Below are 24,069 nucleotides of genomic sequence, written 5' to 3' on the forward strand. Positions count from 1 at the left end.
TATGACGGCACATACGATTTCAACAAAGCCAATTGACGGACAAAAGGCGGGAACATCCGGCTTGCGCAAGCAAACGCGCGTGTTCATGACCCCACATTTTCTCGAGAATTACGTGCAATCGATCCTCAATGGGATTGGCGGCGCCAAAGGAAAGGCCTTTGTTGTTGGTGGCGATGGGCGTTATTTCAACGATCAAGCCATTCAAGTGATCTTGCGCATGGCGGCAGCAAATGGCGCAAGCGAAGTCATCGTTGGCCAAAATGGGATATTATCGACCCCGGCTGCGTCCAATCTCATCCGGATCCGTAAGACAGACGGTGGTTTTATCCTATCTGCCAGTCATAACCCCGGCGGGATCGACGCGGATTTTGGGTTGAAATACAACATGTCGAACGGCGGCCCCGCCACAGAGACCGTCACCCAAGCCATCTTTGAACAGACCACGTCACTAACTGAATATCAGATTCTTGATGCGCAGGATGTTGATCTGTCAACGCTTGGGGAAACCATGCTTGGTGACATGAAGGTGACTGTCATTGACCCTGTCGCGGACTACGCCAAGATGATGGGGGAACTCTTTGATTTTGAAGCCATTCGCGCGTTGTTTCTGAGCGGTTTTAGAATGGCTTTTGACGCGATGCATGCGGTCACCGGGCCCTATGCAACCACCATTCTCGAAGGGGTATTGGGCGCGCCGAAGGGGACTGTGCTGAACGGTATCCCATCTCCGGACTTCGGCGGCGGGCACCCAGATCCAAACCCCATTTGGGCGCATGAGTTGATGGGCATTATGACAGGACATGACGCGCCAGATTTTGGTGCAGCGAGCGACGGTGACGGTGATCGCAATATGATTGTGGGGCGTGGCGCTTATGTAACGCCATCTGACAGCCTTGCTGTGATTGCTGCCCACGCGCATTTGGCCCCCGGCTACCGTAATGGGCTGTCAGGTGTGGCGCGTTCCATGCCGACATCAGGTGCCGTTGACCGGGTAGCAAAGGCAAAGGGTATCCCTTGCTATGAAACGCCAACAGGTTGGAAATTCTTTGGTACTTTGCTTGATGCAGGAAAAGCCAATCTGTGTGGCGAAGAAAGCGCTGGCACTGGTTCAGATCACATCCGCGAAAAAGATGGGCTTTGGGCCGTGCTGATGTGGTTGAATATCATCGCAACAAGCGGTCATTCTGTCGCCGCGCTGATGGACAGCCATTGGCGCACCTATGGACGAAACTACTATTCCCGTCACGACTACGAGGCCGTCGATTCCGCAGCGGCGCATGGGTTAATGGATCACCTACGCGCGCAGCTTGCCAGCCTACGCGGCCATCATGTCGCCGGATTGACGGTGACTGAGGCCGATGAATTCGCCTACCGCGATCCGGTTGATGACAGCTACACCGAAGCCCAAGGCATCAGGGTCATGTTCACCGGAGGTGCACGTGTGGTGTTTCGCCTGTCCGGTACGGGAACCCAAGGCGCGACAATCCGTGTCTACCTCGAGCGGGTCGAAACAGATCCAAACCTACTGGGGCTCAAGCCCGAGGACGCCCTGTCGGATGTCATCGCCGCCGCCCAAGAGCTTGCGCAGATTACGACACGCACAGGGCGTGATGCCCCTGATGTGATTACCTGATCCAGACCAAAGTGATCGCCGGGAAGAGCAACAAGATCGCCACCCGCACCAGATCAGAGGCAACAAAGAACATCACGGCGCGATAGGTCGCCGTGATCGGCGTTTCTTTGTCCATACTGTTGATAATAAAGAGGTTCATACCAACTGGCGGCGTGATCAATCCGACCTCAACCACGATCAGAACGATGATGCCGAACCAAATTGCGATCTCTTCGGTCGTCATACCCAGTTCAAGCGCACTGATCACAGGCCAAAGGATTGGCACAGTCAGCAAGATCATCGACAGACTATCCATCAGACAGCCAAGAACAAGGTAAAGCATTAGGATCAAGATGATGGCGGCCCAGGGGCTAAACCCTTGCGTTCCGACCCAAGCTGACAATTCTTGCGGGACATGGGTAAAGGCCAGGAAACCGTTATAGAAAGCCGCCCCCAGCACGATAAAGAATATCATGCCCGTTCCGGTCGCGGTTTCAAACAGGCTATTCCAAAGAACCCGCCAGCTTAGTGCACCCGAAAACAGCGCAATACACGCGGTTCCTGCGGCCCCTACCGCTGCACCTTCGGTCGGGGTAAACCAACCAAGGTATATCCCACCCACGACAAGCCCAAAGACAAGTAGCACGGGCCATACACCCATGAGCGCAGCAAAACGTGCGCGATATGGCGCCGGCGCCTGTGTTCCTGCCTGATCGGGATAGAGCCGGACATAGATGGAGATAGTCATCATGTAGCCGACAGCCGCCAAAATGCCCGGCAGGATCGCAGCGGCAAAAAGCTTGGCAATATTTTGGTCCGTCAACATCGCATAGATCACTAGAATGACCGAAGGCGGGATCAGAATGCCCAAAGTTCCCCCAGCAGCCAGCGTTGCGGTCGAAAAACCGCCTGAGTATCCATATTTGCGTAATTCCGGCAGCGCGACACGGCTCATGGTGGCGGCGGTCGCCAGTGACGATCCGCAAATCGCCCCGAACCCCGCACATGCGCCAACGGCTGCCATGGCCATTCCTCCCTTGCGATGGCCCAGCCACGATTGCGCAGCCCGGAAAAGCGCCTGAGACATGCCAGATAGCGTCGCAAATTGCCCCATCAGCAGGAACATCGGGATGATCGACAGATTGTAGTTGGAAAAAGTCGAATAGACCTCGGACTTTAGGCGCGCCATAAAGATCGTGCTGCTGCCCGTCGCTAAATAGAGCCCCCCAATCCCACATAGCAACATGGCAAGCCCGATTGGCGCGCGCAAAAAAATCAGGATCAAAAGAACCGGGAACGACAGATAACCGAGGGCGAGATCACTCAACATTTTGCGCGCCCCCAAGGGTAGCAATGACCGCGCAATAAACGCTCACAGTTGATGCGACGATGCTCGCAAGGAAACACGCCCCGTAAGCCCACCAAATCGGGAATTGCAGCAGATAAGTTGTGTCTCCATAGCGGTATTTATCTGCAAGCGCTGCAAACAAGCGCCATGAAATCAAGATAATCACCGCCGCCATCACGATGCTCCAGAATGCGTCGATCCGTGATTGAGCACGCGCGCTGAAACGAGCGGTAAAAATATCAACCCGTGCATGTGCCCCGGTCAATTGTGTGATTGGCAAAAAAGCAAAAATCGCAAAGGCAGTGCCCGCCTCGACCAGTTCAAAATCACCCAAGATTGGCCCAGCGCCAATTTCCAGCAACCACCGCCCAACTACTCCAAGCCGCCCGTCATGCGCCAAATCAGCCAGTTCCCGCCCTGAGACACTGATGCAGACAGCCAAGATCACAAGGCAAAGCGCAATCCCACCCAAAGCGGCCATAAGGCGCGCCGTCGATCTTATGACAGTGTGAAGAAAGGTCAGCGGTTCGATATCCTAAACGATTTTTGTTTCAACCGGGGTTAGATCTCCGATTGTGCCACGTAGCTGATCGCCCCGTACGACGGGACCAACGCCAGCAGGCGTTCCTGTCATAATCAAATCACCGGGTTGAAGGTGATAGAGTGTGGACAGATCGGCGATAATTTCGGGGATGGACCAAATCATATCGCCCAAAGTGGCCTCTTGGCGCAGGTCACCATTCACGGTTAACCGAATGGGTTGTGTCGCGAGATCCTTCATCTGAGACGCGGGCGAGATCGGTGCAATAATCGCTGCGTTTTCAAAGTCTTTGCCGGTATCCCATGGGCGGCGTTTTTCTTTGGCTTGTGCCTGTAGATCACGGCGGGTCATGTCCAGACCACAGGCGTAACCATAAACAAAATCGTACGCGTCACTGGCAGCGATATCCCTGCCCCCTTGGCCAAGCGCGACAACCAATTCCATTTCGTGATGCAGGTCGTCAGTCCGTGGCGGATATGGCATCTCTTGGCCAGACGTCAAAACGGCATGGGCTGATTTATTAAAATAGAACGGCGCTTCGCGATCAACGGCATGCCCCATTTCAGCGGCATGGGCCGCATAGTTGCGCCCGACACAGAAAATGCGATGCACTGGAAAAAGATCCCCACCAATGATCGGAATAATTGGCGTGGCTACGGGTGCGAATACTGTCTGCGCCATTTACAAAATTCTCGTTCTGTTGCGTTGTTTAGGCAATACACCTACCCTATCTCTAGGACACGCGATAACTTCGCAGCAAACAAGGGGCAAGTCCCTGAGCAAAATAGGACGTTGCACGCATTGTCGCATCAACTACCACCGTTGGACGATTTGGTTGCATGTCACCAATGCGACACATTGCATGTTGCCCAAACCTTGCCAGCCCACACCCGCGCCTATTGCAAGCGCTGCGGTGCCGTCATGATGACATCGCAACCTGCTGCGATGGCACGCATCATCAGCCTAGCACTGACAGCATTTATCATGATGATTGCAGCGATTTCATTTCCTTTCCTGACGCTTGACGCCCAAGGTTTACATAACGCGACATCGGTTTTGGACGCGGTGCTTGCCTTCAACGAAGGGTTGGCCATCCCACTCGCTGTGGCGGTCGCATTTTTCATTATCGTCATTCCGCTCATCCGGTTGGGTGCGTTAATCTATGCACTGGGGCCATTGGTTCGCGACCAACCGCCACGTTCGGGCGCAAAACGCGCCTTTGGATTGGCAGAGCGGCTGCGCCCTTGGAGTATGGCGGAAATCTTTATCGTTGGGGTGACGGTTGCATTGATCAAAGTTGCAGGTCTCGCCGCAGTCACCATTGGCCCGGCATTTTGGGCATTTGCTGGTGTGGTGATTATTACGGTCCTCAAGGACCAGATGATTTGTAGGTATTCGATATGGGAAGCACTGGAATAACCAGCGGCCTGATGTCGGCCCGTGAAGCCGGGTTGGTTGCCTGCCAGCGCTGCGGGCAGGTCCATGCCAAGGGTGTCCCCTATTGCAAGAGATGCGATGGGCCTTTGCAAAGCCGTGACACAGAAAGCCTACAAAAGGTTTGGGCGTGGCTCATTGCTGGCATGATCGCCTATGTCCCGGCAAACCTTTACCCGATGCTTTTGACCAACACATTGGTGGAACACAGCGAAAGCACGATTATCGGCGGTGTGGTTGATCTGATCCATCACGGGTCATGGGGCATTGCGATCATCGTTTTTGTCGCCTCAGTCATGATCCCAATCGGCAAATTTTTGGCCGTCATTTACCTTGCCGTGAGCGTAAAGAACAAGTCTGGCGCGAACCAACATGAACGCCACGTCGCCTATGAACTCGTTGAGTTTATTGGGCGCTGGTCAATGATCGACGTCTTTGTCGTTGCAATCTTATCGGCACTGGTGCAACTCGATACAATCGCTACGATCAACCCTGGTATCGCGGCTGTCAGCTTTGCTTTATCAGTAATTTTCACGATGCTTGCCGCGCAGAGCTTTGACTCGCGGCTAATTTGGGATGCCGATAGGATGCAGGATGACTGACCCCAACACGCCAGGACCAGCCGCTATGGACGTACGCCCGGTCAAACGGTCTCTCTTGCGACGCCTGTCGTTGGTTTGGATTGTCCCGATCCTCGCCCTTGCAATTTCCCTTTATGCCGCTTGGCAAAACTACGCGGATCGCGGCACGCTGATCACGATTAGCTTTGAAAATGCCGCTGGCATTACCGCAGGTGAAACCAGCATCAAGTACCGGGACGTGACCGTTGGCGCTGTTGAAAAGGTCGAATTCGCACCTGGTTTGGGCGAGGTTCTCGTCTATGCGCGCGTTGAAAAAAACGTAGCTCCCTATTTGGATGATGATGCTCAGTTTTGGGTCGTGCGCCCTGATGTATCTGTGCGCGGGATTACTGGATTGGATACCGTTCTCTCGGGCGTATACATCGAAGGGAACTGGGACACAGAGGCAGATGTCGCCCAAACGGATTTCTTTGGCCTCGAAACCCCGGTACTGACACGCGCAGGACAACGCGGCACGCGCATCACCCTACGCGCAGCCGATGGCAGCACTGTATCCGCCGGATCACCTGTTTTGCACAAAGGGATCGAGGTCGGTTATCTTGAGAAACCAGAACTCAACTTCGATGGTACAGAAGTCATCGTTAGTGCATTTATCGAAAGCCCATATGACCGTCGGGTCACATCAAGCACACGGTTCTGGGACACCTCAGGTTTTTCAGTTTCATTCGGCGCAGGTGGCGTTTCGCTCGACGTTAATTCGCTCGCTTCGCTGATCGAAGGCGGCGTTGCCTTTGACACCGTGGTTTCGGGTGGTGATCCTATCGAAGAAGGGCATATTTTCTCGATCTTCGATGACGAACAAACAGCACGCGATAGCCTGTTTACTGATCCGGACGCAGAGGTCTTAAACGTCGCGGTTTTATTTGAACAATCCGTCTCGGGACTGACTGTCGGCTCCGAAGTGCGTTTCCAAGGCATTCGCGTCGGAGAAGTGTCCGAAATCAGCGCGATTGTTGTTGGCGAAGGCGAAACTGCCCAAGTCCGACTACAAACCGTGCTAGCAATTGAACCTGCACGTCTGGGCCTTCCCGAAAGCTCAACAACTGACGATGCGATTGCGCTGCTTTCAGATTTCGTTGCACGTGGTATGCGCGCACGCATGGTCACCGGCAATATCCTGTCAGGGACCCTGATGATCCAGCTCGTTGAAATCGAGGACGCGCTGCCCGCTATCATGACAATCACCGAAGGCCCCTATCCGGTAATTCCCAGCACTGAATCCCAAATTTCAGATGTTGCCGCAACCGCCGAAGGTGTGCTTGCCCGCATTAACGCGTTGCCTGTCGAAGAGCTTATGGATGGCGCGATTGACCTGATGGATAGCATCGAACGGCTTGCCAATGACGAAAGCACACGCCTTGCTCCCGAAGCGCTTGTTGCACTGCTGGATGAGGGGCGCGCGTTAATCGCAAATGACGATCTGCAAAGCGTCCCCAGAGATCTGCGCGATATGATTGCAGAGCTTGACGCCATTGTCAGCCGTGCGACCGAATTGGACCTTGTTGGGGATATCGACGGTATCATTGGAACTGCCTCAGAAGCCGCAGACAATATCGCCGAAGCGACCCGCAACCTGCCCGAAATCTCTGCCCAGATCGAGGCCCTAGCGGCAAAGGCCAATGCGCTCGAGCTTGATGCGCTGGTCGCCTCTGTCGGTAGCACACTGGATTCCATTGACGCGCTCATCGCGAGCGATGACACCATGGATCTGCCCGGCGCGCTGAATGGTTCGCTCGAGGAAATGCGCCTGTTTTTGGCCGAGGTGCGTGAAGGTGGCGCAATCGAAAACGTCAACGCCGCACTCGCCTCGGCAAACGAGGCTGCTCAAGCCATCGAAGAAGCCGTCGTCGGCCTTCCCGATTTGTCAACGCGCGCGAACCGACTTGTCGCTGAGATGCAGGCAGTCATCGCCAGCTATGGGGAACGCTCACGCTTTAGCGCAGAAACAATGGCCACTTTGCGCGACATCCAAAGTGCGGCGGATTCTCTGACCGCATTGGCCCGCACTATTCAACGCAACCCGAGTTCACTGCTGACAGGACGTTAAACATGCTACGACCGCTGACCTTACTGGCTTTTGCCGCTATGACCGCATGCAGCGCACCGGCAGACCGGCTTGCGCTAACCGCCGCGCCATCGACGCTGGAATTGCAACCACTTGTCCGTAGCGCCATGGTGCGCACTGTGTCACTGCCCACATACGCCGCGGCAGAAGAGCTGGCCGTGCAGTCACCCAGTGGGCTGATCAGCAGCAATCAAAACGTGCTCTGGGCCGATGATCCCCAGCGGGCAATCACCCTCGCCATTGCCGACACATTGGGTGATATTTTGAACACCGACGTTGGTCCAGATCCTTGGCCTTTTATTGGCCTACCTGATGTGGCTGTCGACGTTCGGGTGACACAAATGTTGGCTGGCTCCGATGGAATATTCCGGCTCTCTGGCCAATATTTCGTTGGCGGCGAAGGCATCGATTTCCCCAATAGTGCCAACCGCTTTGCCATCAGCCAGCCAATGGCTGACCAAGAGCTATCAAGCATCGCCAACGCTCAGGCGGCAGCGCTGCTTACACTTTCCGAAGATATTGCGCGCAGGCTAGCCCGCTAGTTTGACCCACGCCGCATCGCGCTTGGATGAACGCACACAGGCGTCAACGAATTGCATGCCCAGCATCCCATCATCGATAGTTGGGTAAAGCACATCCGCACTGACGGGCCTTCCTTCACGGTGGGCCTCGATCGCCTTTGCAGCTTCGTTATAAATCGTGGCGAAACCTTCCAAATATCCCTCTGGGTGACCTGCCGGAATCCGCGTCACGCGCGCGGCCGGACCACCAGTTCCCGCCCCACCACGCGTCAGCAATCGCTTTGGTTCACCAAATGGCGTGAACCACAGGTTTGTCGGGTTCTCTTGTTCCCATTCAATCCCCCCCTTGTCACCAAAGATACGCAGTCGCAGCCCGTTTTCATTGCCCGGTGCCACTTGTGAACACCACAACATACCGCGCGCGCCACCTGCGAAACGCATCATTACATGGGCATTGTCATCCAATGCGCGCCCAGGGACAAAGGATTGTAGATCAGCGCTCAAACTCTCTAGGGTTAACCCGCTGACAAAGCTGGCGAGGTTAAACGCGTGGGTGCCAATATCGCCTGTTGACCCACCCAACCCCGAACGGGCCGGATCCGTCCGCCACGCCGCTTGCTTGCTGTCGTCTTGCTGGGTCAACCAATCCTGAACATATTCAACTTGCACCAATCGAATTTCGCCGAGATCACCATTCGCGATCATCTCGCGCGCTTGGCGGATCATCGGATAGCCCGTGTAATTATGGGTTAAAACGAATAGCGCATCACTTTCGTTTGCCGCCTTTGCCAGCTTTTTGGCCTCAGCCATGGTTGCTGTCAGTGGCTTATCGCAAATCACATGAATACCACGCTTGAGAAACTCGCGCGCTGCGGCGTAATGCACATGGTTTGGGGTCACGATTGCGACAGCCTCGATCCCATCTTTCAGGCGAGCCTCACGGATCGCCATCGCTTTGAAATCATCATAGGTGCGATCCGCTGCCAATCCCAAAGCCGCACCAGAGGCACGTGCTTTCTCGGGCGTTGACGATAGTGCCCCAGCAACCAGTTCAAACCGGCCATCTATCCGGGCGGCAATACGGTGCACCCCGCCAATAAAAGCGTCATTACCGCCACCAACCATACCAAGTTTTATGGGTCGCATGACCACTCCTCCCTCGCTTTGTTCAAAATACTCCCCGCGGAGCGGCCATCAGATGCCAAGCATACGACGGTTTGTGGCATCATCCACATCACCCCCCGCAAAATCATCGAATGCCCGCTCGGTCACGCGTATGATGTGATCTTTGACAAACTGCGCGCCCTCGCGTGCGCCATCTTCGGGATGCTTCAGACAACATTCCCATTCGACAACGGCCCAACCATCGAAATCATTGGCGGCCATTTTCGAAAAGATCGCAGCAAAATCCACCTGACCGTCGCCCAGACTACGGAACCGCCCGGCCCGATCGACCCAGGATTGATAGCCACCGTAAACACCTTGGCGGCCTGTCGGGTTGAACTCTGCATCTTTGACGTGGAACATTTTGATCCGGTCTTTGTAGATGTCGATATTGTCGAGATAATCCAAACACTGCAGCACATAATGCGAAGGATCATAGAGCATATTGCAACGCGAATGCCCGTTGAGCCGCTCAAGGAACATCTCAAACGTGACACCATCGTGCAGGTCTTCGCCGGGGTGGATTTCATAACAAACATCAACGCCACACTCATCGGCGTGATCCAGAATTGGGCGCCAACGTTTCGCCAGTTCATCAAAGGCGGCCTCAACTAATCCGGCGGGGCGTTGCGGCCATGGATAGACATAGGGCCACGCAAGCGCCCCAGAGAAAGTCGCCATTTCTGTCAGGCCAAGGTGTTTGGACGCGCTGAGCGCCATTTTCACCTGATCAACGGCCCAAGCTTGTCGGGCTTGAGGATCCCCTTGGACAGATGGCGCTGCAAACCCGTCAAAGGCCGTATCATAAGCAGGGTTCACCGCGACAAGTTGACCCTGCAAATGGGTCGACAGCTCTGTGACCACGACACCATTGGCGGCCGCTTGGCCCTTGAATTCGTCACAATAGTCCTTGGACTCGGCGGCCTTGGCCAGGTCAATAAATCGCGCATCCCAACTAGGCACTTGCACGCCCTTATAGCCACAATCTGCGGCCCATTTTGTGATCCCGTCCCATGTGTCAAAGGGCGCTTCGTCCCCCGCGAATTGCGCCAAAAACAGGCCCGGTCCTTTGATGGTTTTCATTGATAGCCTCCCTTGATTCAGGGAAACTATAACGATTTAGAAATACGGCACCAGCCCCCAATTTCGTGAGACTGAAGTCACCAATACCGTTTATTCAGAAAGTCGCACCGATGGGCCTGCAGTGCTGCTCGCCGCATCAAAGCCCGCAGCATTTAGGCCAAAATAGGCAATCACAGCGATCAAGCTGGCACAAGCAAACGCCAAAAGCATTGTTCTCATAAAATCACCTATTCTGCTGGCGTCGCTGATTGATTGGCATTCTTGGCCTTCACCTCGTCCACCCACAGGCTGTGGTGTTCGCGCGCCCATTGTTCTTCGACTTCGCCACTGCCCATGGCATCAAAGGCCCCCTCCATGCCGACAGAGCCAATGTAGATGTGGGCGATAATGATCGCCATCAGGACAAACCCGACAATCGCGTGCCACGCCTGCGCGAACTGCATTTCCTCTTGAGGTGTGAGTTGCGCGGGCAGCGGATCCATCCCAATCAAACCAGTAATTCCTAGGTCGTTGAGGTGGCTAAACGTCTTGGCAAACATGGGCAATTCAAACGGAAACAGAAGCGACAACCCCGAAATCGAGATCGACCCACCAAGCAAGATGACTGACCAAAACACCACTTTTTGACCCGCGTTAAACTTTTTGGCGGGCGGATGAACACCTTTTTTCATCAGGCCCCCGCCGACGGCGACCCATTTCAGATCATGTCGGTTCGGGATGTTTTCCAGAACCCACATAAAGAACACCATGACCAGCCCGATCATAAAGGCCCAAGATATGTTGTTGTGGACCCATTTCGCGCCCAGCGCGATCACCGCAAAACTCTCGTGGCCGAGCAGCGGGATCACGAACTTTCGGCCAAACAATGAGATCAACCCGGTCAGCGCCAAAACAACGAATGACCCCGCCATCAGCCAATGTCCAAATCGCTCAATCGCCTTGAACCTTGTGATGGTGCGTCCGGTTTTTTCGCCGTCGATCCGTATCCGACCACGGATCAGATAGAACACCCCTAGCAAAGCGAGCGTCCCCAACAAGAGATACCCACCCCAGCGCAGCAAACGCCCTTCGCGAAAGGCGAGCCATTGCATGCCCCCGTCTTGGATCAGCGTTGTTGCTGCAGGTCCACGCGATTGGGTCGTTACATCTGCCGCGTCATAGCGCAAGGCACGCCACAAGTCCGGGTCTGATTGCCCGCCCAAAGTACCGAGCTGCTGGGTGATATCGGCAGCGGATTCGGGATCACCAAGGTTCTCGCTACGAAAGCGATCATCCAGCTTCATCGCGTCCTGACGCGCCATGATATCGGCCAGCGTTTGCGCGCCACCCGTGGCACTACGGTCAGGGGTCGGATTATCTTGCGCCCAAGCCCCCAATGTCGTCAGCCATAAGAACGTGACCGCCAAGACTGTACGGATCATCACCTTGCCCCCTTTGACGCGGCGTTTGCGTTAGCCACCCTTTTGTTCATATGCGGTGCCCCACCCCCAAGCACCCGACCCAAAGCCACGTGCAACGACACGCTCGCGATAGATGCTGGAAACGGTGTCGCCGTCACCCGCCAGTAGCGCTTTGGTCGAACACATCTCTGCACAGATCGGCAGCTTACCTTCGGCAATCCGGTTACGCCCATATTTCGCGAATTCAGCCGTGCTATGGTTTTCCTCGGGACCGCCAGCACAGAAGGTACACTTGTCCATTTTACCGCGAGAACCAAAATTCCCAGCCTGCGGATACTGAGGTGCCCCAAATGGGCAAGCATAGAAGCAATAGCCACAGCCGATGCACAGGTCTTTGGAATGCAGCACGATCCCGTCTTCGCTTTGATAAAAGCAATCAACAGGGCAGACCGCCATACATGGCGCGTCTGAACAATGCATGCAGGCAACCGAGATTGATCTTTCACCCGGTTTGCCGTCGTTGATCGTGACCACCTTGCGGCGATTGATGCCCCAAGGGACTTCGTGTTCGTTTTTACATGCGGTGACGCAGGCGTTGCATTCAATGCAGCGTTCGGCGTCGCAGAGGAACTTTGCTCTTGCCATCTTACTTCTCCTTACGCTGTCCAGATTTTACAAAGTGTCGACTTTGTTTCTTGCATCTGGGTCACTGAATCATAGCCATAGGTCTGCGCGGTGTTTGTGCTTTCGCCCAAAACGTAAGGGTCGGCACCGTCGGGATATTTGCCCCGCAGGTCTTCGCCCTCAAAATGGCCCCCAAAGTGGAACGGCATAAAGGCAACGCCTTCGCCGACCCGTTCGGTGACCATTGCCATTACTTTGACTTTACCGCCTTCTGGTCCCTCGACCCAGACCTGTGCGCCATCGCGAACGCCTAGGTTATTGGCGTCACGTGGGTTTATCTCGACGAACATGTCTTGCTGAAGTTCGGCCAACCAAGGGTTTGATCGGGTTTCATCCCCGCCACCTTCATATTCAACCAATCGGCCTGATGTCAGAATGATCGGATACTCTTGCGAGAAATCATTCTTTTGGATCGAAGCATAAAGCGTTGGTAGGCGATAGAATTTCCGGTCCTCGTAGGTCGGATAGTCCGCCACCAAATCCCGACGGTTCGAATAAAGGGGTTCGCGGTGGATCGGTACAGGGTCCGGGAATGTCCAGACCACAGCGCGCGCCTTGGCGTTCCCAAAGGGCGCGCATTCATGTTTGATCGCGACGCGCTGGATGCCGCCAGAAAGGTCAGTCTTCCAATTGGTTCCGGGACCAGCGACAGCGTCAATCGCTTCGCGCTCTTGCGCAGTCAAATCACCATCCCACCCAAGATCCATCAGCATCTGCATGGTGAATTCAGGATAACCATCGGTGATCTCAGACCCAGCAGAATAGACGCCTTCGGCCAAGAGGTTGTCGCCGTCACGCTCCACACCAAAACGGGCACGGAAAGTCAGACCACCTTTGGAGACAGGTTTGCTCATGTCATATAGGTTCGGCGTACCGGGGTGGTTCATCTCAGGGGTGCCCCAACATGGCCAAGGCATACCGTAGTAATCCCCGTCAGCGGGGCCGCCGATGGCTTGCAACGTCGTTTTGTCGAACGTGTGCTGGTTTGCCATGTGCAACTTAATGCGTTCCGGGCTTTGGCCTGTATAGCCCACCGTCCACATTCCGCGGTTAAACTCGCGCGTGATGCTTTCGATATTGGGTGTTTCGGCATCTTCCATTTCGATATTGCGGAATAGCCGATCAGACCAACCAAATTTATTGGCAAACTTCGCCATGATCACATGATCTGGCAGGCTTTCGAACAGGGGTTCGACAACTTTGTCGCGCCATTGCAAGGACCGGTTCGATGCGGTCACCGACCCGCGTGTTTCAAACTGTGTACATGCCGGAAGCAAGTAAACCCCGTCTGTGCGGTCGTGCAGAACGGCGGAAACGGTCGGATATGGGTCCACGACGACAAGCATATCCAACTGCTCCATCGCGGTCTTCATTTCCTTCATCCGAGTCTGTGAGTTGGGCGCATGCCCCCACAGAACCATGGCCCGTACTTTGTTCGGCTGATCCATGTTTTCAGGGTCCTCCAAGACGCCATCAATCCAGCGCGAAACAGGAATACCGGTGGATTCCATCATGTCCTTGGATTCAAACTGCGCCTGAAGCCAGTCATAGTCTTCGTTCCAGACCCGCGACCAATGTTTCCATGATCCTTCGGCTAGGCCATAGTAACCGGGCAATGTGTGCGACAGCACCCCGAGGTCGGTCGCGCCCTGCACGTTGTCATGTCCACGGAAAATGTTTGTCCCGCCACCGGCGGTCCCCATGTTCCCAAGGGCAAGTTGAAGCACACAATAGGCGCGCGTGTTATTATTGCCAGTGGTGTGCTGCGTACCACCCATACACCAGACGACCGTACCGGGACGGTTATTGGCGAGCGTAAACGCCACCCGACGCAGTTGTTCACCCGGAACGCCAGTGACACGTTCTACTTCGTCTGGTGTCCAACGCGCGACTTCTTCGCGGATTTGATCCATCCCCCAAACGCGGGTGCGGATGAATTCGGCATCTTCCCAGCTATTCTCGAATATGTGCCACAGAATACCCCAAACAAGCGGAACATCCGATCCCGGACGGAACCGGACGTATTCATCGGCATGCGCCGCCGTCCGGGTAAAGCGCGGATCACATACGATCAAAGGTGCGTTGTTTTGTTCCTTTGCTTTCAAAATATGCTGCAGTGAAACGGGGTGCGCCTCGGCCGGGTTACCCCCGATGATAAAGATCGCCTTGGACTGATGCATGTCGTTGTAGCTGTTGGTCATGGCGCCATAGCCCCATGTGTTCGCCACACCAGCAACAGTGGTCGAGTGACAAATACGCGCCTGATGGTCCACGTTATTGGTGCCCCAATAGGCCGCAAATTTACGGAACAGATAGGCTTGTTCGTTGTTGTGCTTGGCTGACCCCAGCCAATAAACGCTGTCCGGGCCGCTTTCTTGGCGGATGTTCATCATGCCATCGCCAATTTCATCAATGGCCTGATCCCAGCTAATCCGGACCCACTCACCGTTTTCACGTTTCATTGGATAGCGCAGGCGACGTTCACCATGGGCGTGTTCCCGAACAGCGGCCCCTTTGGCGCAATGTGCGCCCAAATTGAAAGGACTATCCCATGCAGGTTCTTGACCAACCCAGACGCCGTTATCGACCTCTGCAACGACGGTGCACCCGACAGAGCAATGCGTGCAAACAGATTTGATCGTCTCGATCGCACCGGCCATTGTATCTTGGGCGTTGGCAGCGGTCACGGTCCCACCTGTCGCTGCAATCGCTGTCAGACCGCCGATGGTTAACCCGGAACCGCGTAGAAATGTCCGTCGATCAACGCCTTGGCCAGCGTTCTTGGTCTGAAATCCCGCCCGACGTGGGGCGCCTGTGGTCTTCTTCCTTAGCATGTTTTCCTCCCTTGCTGGCACCGTCAATAAGTGCTTGCTGGGTTAGTAAGATGTCCTATTTCTAAAAGCGGGCGCTTTCGAAATAGGCACGTGTGTGTGCGGTATCCTGAATTTTGTTGGATTGCGGATCGACTGGCTGCGCTGCTGCTTCTCCACCTGCGGCAGCAACTGCTGCTGCTGCCGGAGCAGCCACACCCAGTTTCAAAAAATCGCGACGGCTACTGCCATCATCTTTGATCTTTGCCATTTGGCACCTCCCTATTTGTTGGGCGGAAAAACCGCCCGCTGTGCAGACTAGGCTGCAACCATGCGAAATGCTTCGCTTTCGATGTCCATGAACGCACGCCCAACGGCGCCAACGGACGCATAAAAAACAGAATTCTTAGCCCCTTGAAGATCATCAAAGAAATGCGCGGCCCAAGGTCCGATATGCCTATTGAAAAACATCTTTTGCTGATCAAGATCGGCAGCACCTGCGCCAAAGCGCCCAGCGATAAGACCCGCCATCATTTCCATAAGTGAAGCAATGTTGTCTTCGGGTTCATAAACATTTGCCGCCCGCGCAATCCCGTGCGCGGCCATATCGTTACGCAACACGGCCAGCGGCTTTTCATGCAGAAAACCTGTCAAATAGTAGCTAGCAAAAGGCAGCAGTTCCCCGCGCCCAAGCCCGATGAAAAGGGCATTAAATTCGCGCGCAATGGTTTTGGGCTTCGACACAGCAGCGACCTGCGCCAATTGCGTGATCGCCCGGCCAAGCGTGGTTCCATCACCTGCAAGTGACGCTGTTTGCGTCAATAGCATCTGATCGGGCGCGCCCGAAAGTAATAGCCCCATGTAGTTGTAGAGGTCGGCACGCATCTGATCTTCGGCAGGTATCGCGGCTGCATTTGTCATGTGACACTCTCCTGCGGAAATGAGAAACGCATATGGCGTCGCGGTTCTGGCGTTCGATCCGCCTCGATTTCAATCGGTTCAGGTGGCGCAGTCACCTGTAACGCCGCAATTTCTGGCGCGTGTTCGATTTCAGGCTCGGTCTGTTCGGGCTGATCCACCTGCGCCAGACGCTCCAGATGCGCCATCATTCCCTTGCCCACCTGATAGGCGGTCTGAATATGTTCCACGACGCGTGTGCTGTCCGTGAAATCCTCACCGTAATCGACCAAACCGTCAAGATTCGCCAAAACCGGGTTCGTCTTCCATAACTGTCGCAGCGCTTTGCGTCGCAAGTGATCAGGGACAGCTTTGGCCATGAAGCCTTTGACATCGTCGCCCGACTTGATCGTGTCAGGGTCCGGAAGGTTCAAGGTTTCCAGAACCTCAGCATCCGTCATTTCTGGCGCGTCTTGCACCGGCTCTTGGGCAGCTTCGGCCGCGACTTGCGCCTTGCGACGTGACCAGAAATCTTGCTTCATACCCCTGCCCCCTTCCGGGTCGGGGCACGATAAACATCAGTCATTTGCATGATCCGCGCATCACCTATGCCATCTTCTGCGCCATCAACATGCTTTTTGTCGCGGCGACGTTTGACAAAGACTTCTTCTTGATAAAACGCCTGCGCAAAATCACGCACCCAGGCAACGACGCCCTCTGGCATCCGAACCTTTTCGACGACATCATCCCCGTTATCGGCGTAATCCTGACCCTCATAGGGGGACGCGGTTACCAGTTTGATATCAAAGGGGTGTTCCGGATCAGAACGGTGACGCATCACGACATATAGCGCAGGATCACGGTCTGAAATCGCGGTCAGATATGCCTCGCTCTCTGCGCCATGTAGTTCGAGTGCGACGGTTTGGGCGTGGTATTCGGTAACTCCATCCTCTTCACGCAAAACCCGCCAGTCAGCAGGTCCTGCACCCGGGATCACATCAACAACACGCCAAGCAAATTTTGCCCAGCGCGTCACCCCCGGTGCGCGGCGAATGACAACACCCATCGGCATTGTCTGATACTGATCTGGGTTGCGTATCAAGGCTGCCTCTTTCAGAATCTATTTTCATGCTGCACCAAAACGCACCTCAAACAAAGCATTATTATCAACAGGTTACGCCGCAGCGCAGCATGAATTTGTTCGCAATTGGGGTTTGATTGCACAACTTGCAATGGTTAAGCTTCGGTGACTGCGGCGACGCAGAACCGGGAGAGATTACACATGAATAGCCAGCCCAATACAGGCAAGCGATTGATTTTATGCGATTGTTCTGGAACACAAGAGATCAACCCAGATGCGATCTCTGCCGCGACTGGCGTAACCTGTTCGACTGTTTATAGCGGGCTGTGCACGCATCAAATAGCTGACGCCGAAGGCCATATCGCCGATGGAAACACTGTGTTTGGATGTGCGCAGGAACATGATCTCTTTGCAGAAATTGCGCATGATGTTGGTGTGCCTGCGCATGAGGGTGTCGATCTGCGTGATCGAGCGGGCTGGACCACAGACCAAAATTCAACCTCGCCCAAAATGGCCGCGCTTGTCGCAGAAGCCCTGTTGCCACGCACGCACCCCAAGCTCCGCGATATCGTATCCGAGGGAACCTGCCTGATTATCGGCAGTGGTGAAACCGCCACCAACGCCGCCGAACAACTCTGCGAAACACTCAGCGTGACACTATTATCGGATGATGCAGATCCGCCAATCAGTCGCAAATACAACGTCATACGTGGGAAACTACGCGTTGCGACTGGATCGCTTGGCCAGTTCAATCTTAGCTTTGATGCGCTGCAACAGGCTGATCCGAGCGGTCGTGGGGCTAACCTTTTTCTGCCGCCACAAGATGGGGCAACCTCTACATGCGACATCCTGCTGGATTTAACTGGCGGCACACCGCTGTTTTCGGCACATGAAAAGCGCGACGGCTATTTTCGCGCTGACCCGAAACACGCGCCGTCTGTCGCGAGCGCAGTATTCGACGCAGCACAATGCGTCGGAACTTTTGAAAAACCCCTCTATGTAAAGCTGGACCCAAATCTATGTGCACATTCACGTGCACAGCAAACCGCCTGCACGAATTGTTTAGACGTCTGCCCCACAGGCGCGATCACCCCAGCAGGAGATCACGTTGAAGTCGATCCCTTGATCTGCGCTGGCTGCGGTGCATGTTCAGCCCTATGTCCATCCGGTGCCATGACATATGACGCGCCACCTGTGGATGATGTTTTCCGTCGGCTTGAAACGCTCTCTCGGGCATTTCGAAGTGCTGGGGGCAGCAATCCATTGCTGCTGGTCCACGACAGCGATCATGGAACCGAGATGATCCAGCTTGCCGCCCGCGATGGCCGTGGGTTACCTGCCGATGTCATTCCGTTCGCAGTAGATGCGCTTGCCGCCTTTGGGCATGCCGAAATGCTGGCCGCGCTTGGCGCTGGATTTGCCGGTGTTCAAATTCTGCTTTCCCCGAAAGCTGACCGTGACACAATCACGCGCGAACAAGCTTTGGCCGAGGCGCTTTCATCGCGCGCCATTACTCTGCTGGATACGAGCGATCCCGATCAGATGTCCGACACGCTGTTTACCGCCCCACGGACACAGTCACTCGCAGACCCTATTTTACCCATTGGTACCCGTCGCCAAGTAGCGCGCACCGCAGCTAAGGCGCTCAACACCGGGTCAATTATCCCGCTCGCTGAAGGCGCCCCTTACGGCAGTGTCACGGTCGATACCGATAGCTGCACCTTGTGCCTATCTTGCGCATCACTTTGCCCTTCGGGCGCACTGGCGGACAATCCTGACAAACCGCAACTTCGCTTCCAAGAGGCAGCTTGCCTACAATGCAATCTTTGTACCACGGTCTGCCCAGAAAACGCGATATCGCTACTTCCGCAAATGAACCTGACAGACGCCGCATTAGATCAAACCGTGTTAAACGAAGAGGAACCTTTTGCCTGTATCACCTGTGGAAGCCTATTTGGGGTTAAGTCTACAATCGAAATGATTACGGAAAAGCTCGCGGGGAAACACGCAATGTTCGGCAATCCAGACGCCGCCAAGATGATCCAGATGTGCGACAATTGTCGCGTTCAAGCACAGTATCACGCGACCGATAGCCCGTTCGCTGGCGCACCGCGCCCCGCAGTCAGAACGACCGATGATTACCTGTCCAAACGGCGCGATAACTAGGGCAATGCGATTTGGCCAAATCGGGCCACAGTAACCAATGTGAAATAGACCAATAATGAACATACAAACTTTGAACTCCCTGAAACCATTGACCATTCGAATGGGTAGGTCGCGCTAGTGGCGGTCTCAAGAGATGCGGTCGTCACCGCCCTAAAGTCTATCTTGGACCCCATCACTGGCGATGACATTGTTTCAGCTGGATATGTCCGCGCCCTCGCTGTCGAAGACGGTAACGTGCGGTTTGTGTTTGAGGTTGCCCCCTCATTAACCCAGCAATTGGAACCCGTTCGGCAACAGGCAGAAACGACACTACGTTCCATTGCAGGGGTTGAAAACGTATCCATAGTTATGACGGCCCACTCCAGTCAGCCACCCAACCTAAAACCGCAACAAAGGGCCGAACCAAAGGGGCCACAGCCGGTTCCGGGCATCGATCGCATTCTGGCCGTCGCCTCTGGCAAAGGGGGCGTTGGGAAATCCACCGTTTCAGCCAACCTCGCCTGCGCGCTTGCCGCGCAAGGACGGCGTGTGGGATTGCTTGATGCCGACGTCTATGGGCCGTCGCAGCCAAGGATGCTTGGCGTGTCAGGGCGGCCGGCATCCCCAGATGGGAAAACCATTCTGCCAATGCGTAACCACGGCGTAACTATGATGTCGATTGGGTTGATGCAAAACGACGATCAGGCTGTGGTCTGGCGCGGCCCCATGCTGATGGGTGCGCTTCAGCAAATGATGACCCAAGTGCAATGGGGCGCGTTGGATGTTCTGATCGTTGACCTTCCGCCAGGCACTGGAGATGTGCAAATGACGCTCGCGCAGAAATTCGCACTCACAGGGGCGATTGTTGTGTCGACGCCGCAGGATGTTGCACTGCTCGACGCTCGCAAGGGGATAGACATGTTTCAACAATTGAAAACCCCAATTGTGGGCATGATTGAAAACATGAGCACACATATCTGTTCGAACTGCGGCCACGAGGAACACACTTTTGGACACGGCGGTGTCAAGGCAGAGGCCGAGAAACTTGGAGTTCCGCTATTGGCTGAACTGCCACTGGATTTGCAAATCCGGCTCGCTGCCGACAGTGGCGCACCAGTTGTCGTGTCAAACCCAGATGGGCCACAGGCACAGGCATTTCATACTGTTGCACGTGCTCTCGTTCAGGGCGGGCATGCTTGATGACTCCAAACTTCCCTCCTCTCTTTCAGGGTATGGTAACGGACAAAGCCCCCAATGATGTCGCAATTGCCTGTGCACAAAATGGCTGTGACGCAGGATTGGTGGTCTACAATCTGTCCAGCAATGAACTCCGCGCAAGCGTTGTTTTCGCCCCAGAGGTTCCGCTTGCCGAGGCCATGATAATGTTGCCGATTTGCGGGATTGGTCTGCAAAACGCGCTCGGCGCGCTCACCCCGCCCGAGACCGCAGTACAGCTCAAATGGGATGGAACGATACTCATCAACGGGGCAGCTTGTGGGCGCCTCAGCGTCTATACTGACATCGTGCTTATTAAACACTCACCCAAATGGCTAACTGTCAACCTCTGCTTAACACTGTCTGACGATTCCACCGAGCCTGGATACTTGCCCGGCTCCACTTCGCTGGCCGCCGAAGGCGCAGGTGACATTCATCCAGCGGCGTTACTGGAAAGCTGGATCAAACATACCCTTGTTTGGATTAACCGGTGGGCGGATGATGGCAACAAACCAATTCATGCAGAATTCTCGGCGCTTTGGCATAAGGATGAACAACACGTCGGGCTCGACCCCAAACTTGGATTAATATTTAAAGTCAATGACATGATGGTGCTCAAGCCACTTACCAGCCTGTTGGAACCCAAATGAATAACCTCCTCCTTGCACGCGCGATTCATTTTGACGAAAGCGATCAGATGATTTTTCACACGCCTGCCCGGACAGGCGAATGGTGTGTATCAGGCGGATTTGAATTTTCGAACTGGACAGAGGCAGACCTGACGGGAAAAGCAAAGCAAGCATTTAGCAATGGCTGGCTTGGTCTTGAGACATTTGGACGGGTAACAGTGGTCGCCGTCAGCGTCATTGAGCAACACGAATTAGCCGTCCTAGAACATGCGCTCGCCGCACATTTCGTTAGCCATTATGGTGCACCAAGCGTCGAGGCAGCTACCCCTGTCGCCCGTGAACAACTTATACAGATGGCCGATCTATGTGCCGGACAAGAGCAAAACACGCTTTTGATGGTCAGCAGGACACTGAACGAAACGGGCGTGCTGGAACAATACCGTGTCACCCCGCCGCAATCAGCAGGGCTAGATCAACTTGCGGTGCACAGCGTGCCGGACGAAACAGATCAAATTTAGCTAAATTTGATCGCTGCTAGCTCCCCTGATCGGCATTAAACGTAAATAAGGCTTCACCGTTGATGCTATAGTCATTGATCAGGCGCGCCGCCCGAGGCGATGTGAGCCAGTCTTCAAGGTCCGATGCAAGGGCGCTTTTGACATGCGGATGCCTGTCAACATTTACCGGAATATAGGCGTACTGGTTAAAGAGCACCGGATCCCCAGAAAATAGCAACGCCAACGCGCCCTGGTTGCCAAAACTCAACCAACTCGCGCGGTCTGAAAGGATATAGGCATTCATCCCTGACGCCGTATTCAGCGCAGCCCCCATTCCAGCCCCAACAGGACGATACCAATCGCCCCCGCGAGAGACCTCAGCCGCGTCCCAAAGTGCGAGCTCTTTTTTGTGGGTCCCGCTATCGTCGCCACGGCTGACAAATGGCGCGGACACATCAGCAATCAAGCGTAAGGCATCTGCCGCAGTCGCTGCATCCGCTACCAGAGCAGGGTCACCCTGCGGACCAACAATCACAAAGTCATTATACATGATTTCGCGGCGATGAGTACCATAGCCCCCCGCGACAAAGGCATCCTCTGCCGGGCGTGAATGCACCAAAATCGCATCGACGTCCCCGGCTTCGCCGAGGCGGATCGCTTGGCCGGTCCCCACGACCAAGAGCTGCACTTCAATCCCCGTGTCCTCTTGGATTGCGGGCAACAGGACATCAGACAGTCCCGAATTATGAAACGACGTGGTCACAGCCAGCTTTAGCTGCTCGGCAGAGGCTATTCCGCCCCAAACAGTAAATATACATACAATCAATGCACGGATCATTCGACAATATCTCCCTGAAGTAGCGCCGCCGCTTGCGGCGTCTTTGGCCCTGCAAAGAATGCGTCAGCAGGACCGCTTTCGATGATACGCCCATGCATCAAGAACACAACATCTGTCGCGAGCCGCCGCGCCTGCCCAATGTCATGGGTCGCCATGACAAGGCGTGTCCCTTCCTCTCGTGCTGCCTGCAAGATCGCCTCGATTTCACGGGTTGCGCGACCATCAAGACTGGCACAGGGTTCATCCAGAAACACGATCTCTGGCTCTGTTATCAATGCGCGTGCGAGGGCCAGTTTTTGTTTTTCCCCGCCCGAAAGACGGGGTGCAGCCTGATCCAGCGCGTAATCAAGTCCGACACGCGCGGACCATTGCTCTGCCTTTTTCATCGCATCTTGGCGTGACATACCGCGCAAACACAGCGGATAGAGCAGGTTATCGCGGACGGAACGACGCAGCATAATTGGCGTCTGAAACACAAAGGCCTGCCGTAAATGCGCCTCTTTGAGAGGTACTTGCCAGCTTGCCTGCCCCTTAGCGAGCCTTTCAAGCCCATGAAGCGCGCGCAGCAAGGTGGTTTTGCCCGCCCCATTTGGGCCAAGTACGATGGTGCAACCTGTTTGCGAAAAATTCATATCAATCGGTCCAAGCAGCGTCTTGCCACGCCGTTTGACCGAAGCGTTCGTAACCTCCAAAGGCAGGATGGTATTTACCATTTGCCCTCACTTTCTGTGCGGCTCACGGCGTGAATGATCATGTTCACAGCGACAGACAAGCCGATTAAAACAAACCCTAATCCGAGAGCCAGCGCAAAATCCCCCTTGCCTGTTTCAAGCGCAATCGCCGTGGTCAGCACGCGTGTCGCATGGTCAATATTTCCGCCCACGATCATGATCGCGCCAACCTCTCCGATGGCACGCCCAAAACCCGCAAGCGCCGCCGTCAGTAGCGCGCGCCGCCCATCCCACAAAAGCGTAGCGATGCGTTGCTTGCGCGTGGTTGAAAAGGAAATGAGCAGATCATGATACTCGGCCCAGATATCGCGTATCGACTGATGCGCGATTGAGGCAATTAATGGCGTAATGATGATGACCTGCGCGATGATCATCGCCGTGGGCGTAAACAGCAATCCCAACACCCCAAACGGCCCCGCCCGCGACAACAATAGATATACCACCAGCCCAACAACAACAGGCGGCAACCCCATCAGTGCATTTAGTACCGCAATGGTCGCTCTGCGATGTCGGAATCGTCGGATGGCAAGCCATGCACCGAATGGCAGGGCAATTACAGAGGCGATCACAGTCGCCGAAACAGTCACTTGCAGCGACCGCAACGTGATTTCCACCAAATCAGAATCAAGCGTCACGACCAGCCAAAAGCCAGCGACCAGTCCCTCCCAAATTTCGCCCATCCGTTTGCCTATCCTTGCGTCGGTTTGGCTAGGCTTTCACGTGATGGCGATCC

The 24,069-nt window shown here is 54.9% G+C and carries 25 protein-coding genes; 9 read left to right on the forward strand and 16 right to left on the reverse strand.

Annotated features, from left to right (window positions below; genetic code table 11):
• Position 1: 1 nt before the first annotated feature.
• Positions 2–1,633: an alpha-D-glucose phosphate-specific phosphoglucomutase gene (locus TW80_RS06495; RefSeq protein WP_045996454.1), complete on the forward strand. Its 1,632-nt coding sequence runs from the start codon at positions 2–4 to the stop codon at positions 1,631–1,633.
• Here the strand turns inward: TW80_RS06495 and TW80_RS06500 are convergent.
• From TW80_RS06500 to TW80_RS06510, 3 genes are read right to left on the reverse strand one after another with little or no spacing between them, the layout of a single operon-like run.
• Entirely contained in the window at positions 1,626–2,939 is a 1,314-nt protein-coding gene (locus TW80_RS06500) for a TRAP transporter large permease (protein ID WP_045997067.1), read from the reverse strand. The genes TW80_RS06495 and TW80_RS06500 overlap by 8 nt on opposite strands.
• Positions 2,932–3,441, reverse strand: coding sequence for a TRAP transporter small permease (locus tag TW80_RS06505; protein WP_045996455.1), 510 nt, complete (start codon positions 3,439–3,441; stop codon positions 2,932–2,934). The genes TW80_RS06500 and TW80_RS06505 overlap by 8 nt, the downstream gene beginning before the upstream one ends.
• Before the next feature lie 54 nt (positions 3,442–3,495).
• Positions 3,496–4,182, reverse strand: a complete 687-nt coding sequence (locus TW80_RS06510) for a fumarylacetoacetate hydrolase family protein (RefSeq protein WP_045996456.1) — start codon at positions 4,180–4,182, stop codon at positions 3,496–3,498.
• Positions 4,183–4,422: 240 nt separating this feature from the next.
• Here TW80_RS06510 and TW80_RS06515 point away from each other — a divergent pair, with 240 nt between their 5' ends.
• From TW80_RS06515 to TW80_RS06530, 4 genes are read left to right on the forward strand one after another with little or no spacing between them, the layout of a single operon-like run.
• Positions 4,423–4,920, forward strand: a complete 498-nt coding sequence (locus TW80_RS06515; RefSeq protein ID WP_342585891.1) for a paraquat-inducible protein A — start codon at positions 4,423–4,425, stop codon at positions 4,918–4,920.
• Positions 4,902–5,537, forward strand: a complete 636-nt coding sequence (locus tag TW80_RS06520) for a paraquat-inducible protein A (protein ID WP_084625724.1) — start codon at positions 4,902–4,904, stop codon at positions 5,535–5,537. Before TW80_RS06515 ends, TW80_RS06520 begins: the two co-directional genes overlap by 19 nt.
• Positions 5,530–7,623 carry a PqiB family protein gene (locus TW80_RS06525; RefSeq protein ID WP_045996459.1) on the forward strand — a complete coding sequence of 698 codons (2,094 nt, stop codon included), beginning with the start codon at positions 5,530–5,532 and terminating at the stop codon, positions 7,621–7,623. The genes TW80_RS06520 and TW80_RS06525 overlap by 8 nt, the downstream gene beginning before the upstream one ends.
• 2 nt (positions 7,624–7,625) lie before the next feature.
• Positions 7,626–8,183: a PqiC family protein gene (locus tag TW80_RS06530; protein WP_045996460.1), complete on the forward strand. Its 558-nt coding sequence runs from the start codon at positions 7,626–7,628 to the stop codon at positions 8,181–8,183.
• On the opposite strand, the gene TW80_RS06535 is transcribed toward TW80_RS06530, so the two are convergent.
• The 10 genes from TW80_RS06535 to TW80_RS06575 form a co-directional block, all read right to left on the reverse strand.
• Positions 8,172–9,308, reverse strand: coding sequence for a Gfo/Idh/MocA family protein (locus TW80_RS06535; RefSeq protein ID WP_045996461.1), 1,137 nt, complete (start codon positions 9,306–9,308; stop codon positions 8,172–8,174). The two genes, TW80_RS06530 and TW80_RS06535, sit on opposite strands and share 12 nt — an antisense overlap.
• A gap of 48 nt (positions 9,309–9,356) precedes the next feature.
• Positions 9,357–10,409: a sugar phosphate isomerase/epimerase family protein gene (locus TW80_RS06540; protein ID WP_045996462.1), complete on the reverse strand. Its 1,053-nt coding sequence runs from the start codon at positions 10,407–10,409 to the stop codon at positions 9,357–9,359.
• A gap of 90 nt (positions 10,410–10,499) precedes the next feature.
• A complete protein-coding gene (locus TW80_RS18465) occupies positions 10,500–10,628 on the reverse strand; it encodes a hypothetical protein (RefSeq protein ID WP_275041302.1) in 129 nt (42 codons plus the stop codon).
• Positions 10,629–10,636: 8 nt separating this feature from the next.
• Positions 10,637–11,830, reverse strand: coding sequence for a formate dehydrogenase subunit gamma (locus TW80_RS06545; RefSeq protein WP_052700902.1), 1,194 nt, complete (start codon positions 11,828–11,830; stop codon positions 10,637–10,639).
• A gap of 30 nt (positions 11,831–11,860) precedes the next feature.
• Positions 11,861–12,454, reverse strand: coding sequence for a formate dehydrogenase FDH3 subunit beta (gene fdh3B, locus TW80_RS06550; protein ID WP_045996463.1), 594 nt, complete (start codon positions 12,452–12,454; stop codon positions 11,861–11,863).
• Between the two features lie 11 nt (positions 12,455–12,465).
• Positions 12,466–15,327: a formate dehydrogenase subunit alpha gene (locus TW80_RS06555; protein ID WP_045996464.1), complete on the reverse strand. Its 2,862-nt coding sequence runs from the start codon at positions 15,325–15,327 to the stop codon at positions 12,466–12,468.
• Between the two features lie 61 nt (positions 15,328–15,388).
• Entirely contained in the window at positions 15,389–15,574 is a 186-nt protein-coding gene (locus TW80_RS06560) for a twin-arginine translocation signal domain-containing protein (RefSeq protein WP_045996465.1), read from the reverse strand.
• A 47-nt stretch (positions 15,575–15,621) separates the two neighbouring features.
• Complete coding sequence (locus tag TW80_RS06565) at positions 15,622–16,224, reverse strand: TorD/DmsD family molecular chaperone (protein WP_045996466.1); 603 nt, start codon at positions 16,222–16,224, stop codon at positions 15,622–15,624.
• The gene (locus TW80_RS06570; RefSeq protein WP_045996467.1) at positions 16,221–16,742 is read right to left on the reverse strand and encodes a DUF3306 domain-containing protein; all 522 of its coding nucleotides are present in this window, start codon (positions 16,740–16,742) and stop codon (positions 16,221–16,223) included. Before TW80_RS06570 ends, TW80_RS06565 begins: the two co-directional genes overlap by 4 nt.
• Positions 16,739–17,302, reverse strand: coding sequence for a DUF3305 domain-containing protein (locus tag TW80_RS06575; protein WP_342585892.1), 564 nt, complete (start codon positions 17,300–17,302; stop codon positions 16,739–16,741). The genes TW80_RS06570 and TW80_RS06575 overlap by 4 nt, the downstream gene beginning before the upstream one ends.
• Before the next feature lie 180 nt (positions 17,303–17,482).
• Between TW80_RS06575 and TW80_RS06580 the strand changes: the two genes are divergently transcribed.
• The 4 genes from TW80_RS06580 (at position 17,483) to TW80_RS06595 (ending at position 21,788) form a co-directional block, all read left to right on the forward strand.
• A complete protein-coding gene (locus TW80_RS06580; RefSeq protein ID WP_045996469.1) occupies positions 17,483–19,447 on the forward strand; it encodes a 4Fe-4S binding protein in 1,965 nt (654 codons plus the stop codon).
• Positions 19,448–19,564: 117 nt separating this feature from the next.
• Positions 19,565–20,626: an Mrp/NBP35 family ATP-binding protein gene (locus TW80_RS06585; protein WP_045996470.1), complete on the forward strand. Its 1,062-nt coding sequence runs from the start codon at positions 19,565–19,567 to the stop codon at positions 20,624–20,626.
• Entirely contained in the window at positions 20,626–21,291 is a 666-nt protein-coding gene (locus TW80_RS06590; RefSeq protein WP_045996471.1) for a biotin/lipoate--protein ligase family protein, read from the forward strand. Before TW80_RS06585 ends, TW80_RS06590 begins: the two co-directional genes overlap by 1 nt.
• Positions 21,288–21,788, forward strand: a complete 501-nt coding sequence (locus tag TW80_RS06595; RefSeq protein ID WP_045996472.1) for a DUF6505 family protein — start codon at positions 21,288–21,290, stop codon at positions 21,786–21,788. The genes TW80_RS06590 and TW80_RS06595 overlap by 4 nt, the downstream gene beginning before the upstream one ends.
• A 16-nt stretch (positions 21,789–21,804) precedes the next feature.
• Here the strand turns inward: TW80_RS06595 and TW80_RS06600 are convergent, their stop codons facing one another.
• The 3 genes from TW80_RS06600 to TW80_RS06610 are packed head-to-tail and all read right to left on the reverse strand — an operon-like array spanning position 21,805 to position 24,016.
• The gene (locus TW80_RS06600) at positions 21,805–22,605 is read right to left on the reverse strand and encodes a substrate-binding domain-containing protein (RefSeq protein ID WP_045996473.1); all 801 of its coding nucleotides are present in this window, start codon (positions 22,603–22,605) and stop codon (positions 21,805–21,807) included.
• Entirely contained in the window at positions 22,602–23,318 is a 717-nt protein-coding gene (locus TW80_RS06605) for an ATP-binding cassette domain-containing protein (RefSeq protein ID WP_045996474.1), read from the reverse strand. Before TW80_RS06605 ends, TW80_RS06600 begins: the two co-directional genes overlap by 4 nt.
• The gene (locus tag TW80_RS06610; RefSeq protein WP_045996475.1) at positions 23,312–24,016 is read right to left on the reverse strand and encodes an ABC transporter permease; all 705 of its coding nucleotides are present in this window, start codon (positions 24,014–24,016) and stop codon (positions 23,312–23,314) included. The genes TW80_RS06605 and TW80_RS06610 overlap by 7 nt, the downstream gene beginning before the upstream one ends.
• Positions 24,017–24,069 lie beyond the last annotated feature (53 nt).

Source organism: Loktanella sp. S4079, assembly GCF_000967725.1.
In the GTDB taxonomy this organism is placed as follows: Bacteria; Pseudomonadota; Alphaproteobacteria; order Rhodobacterales; family Rhodobacteraceae; genus Yoonia.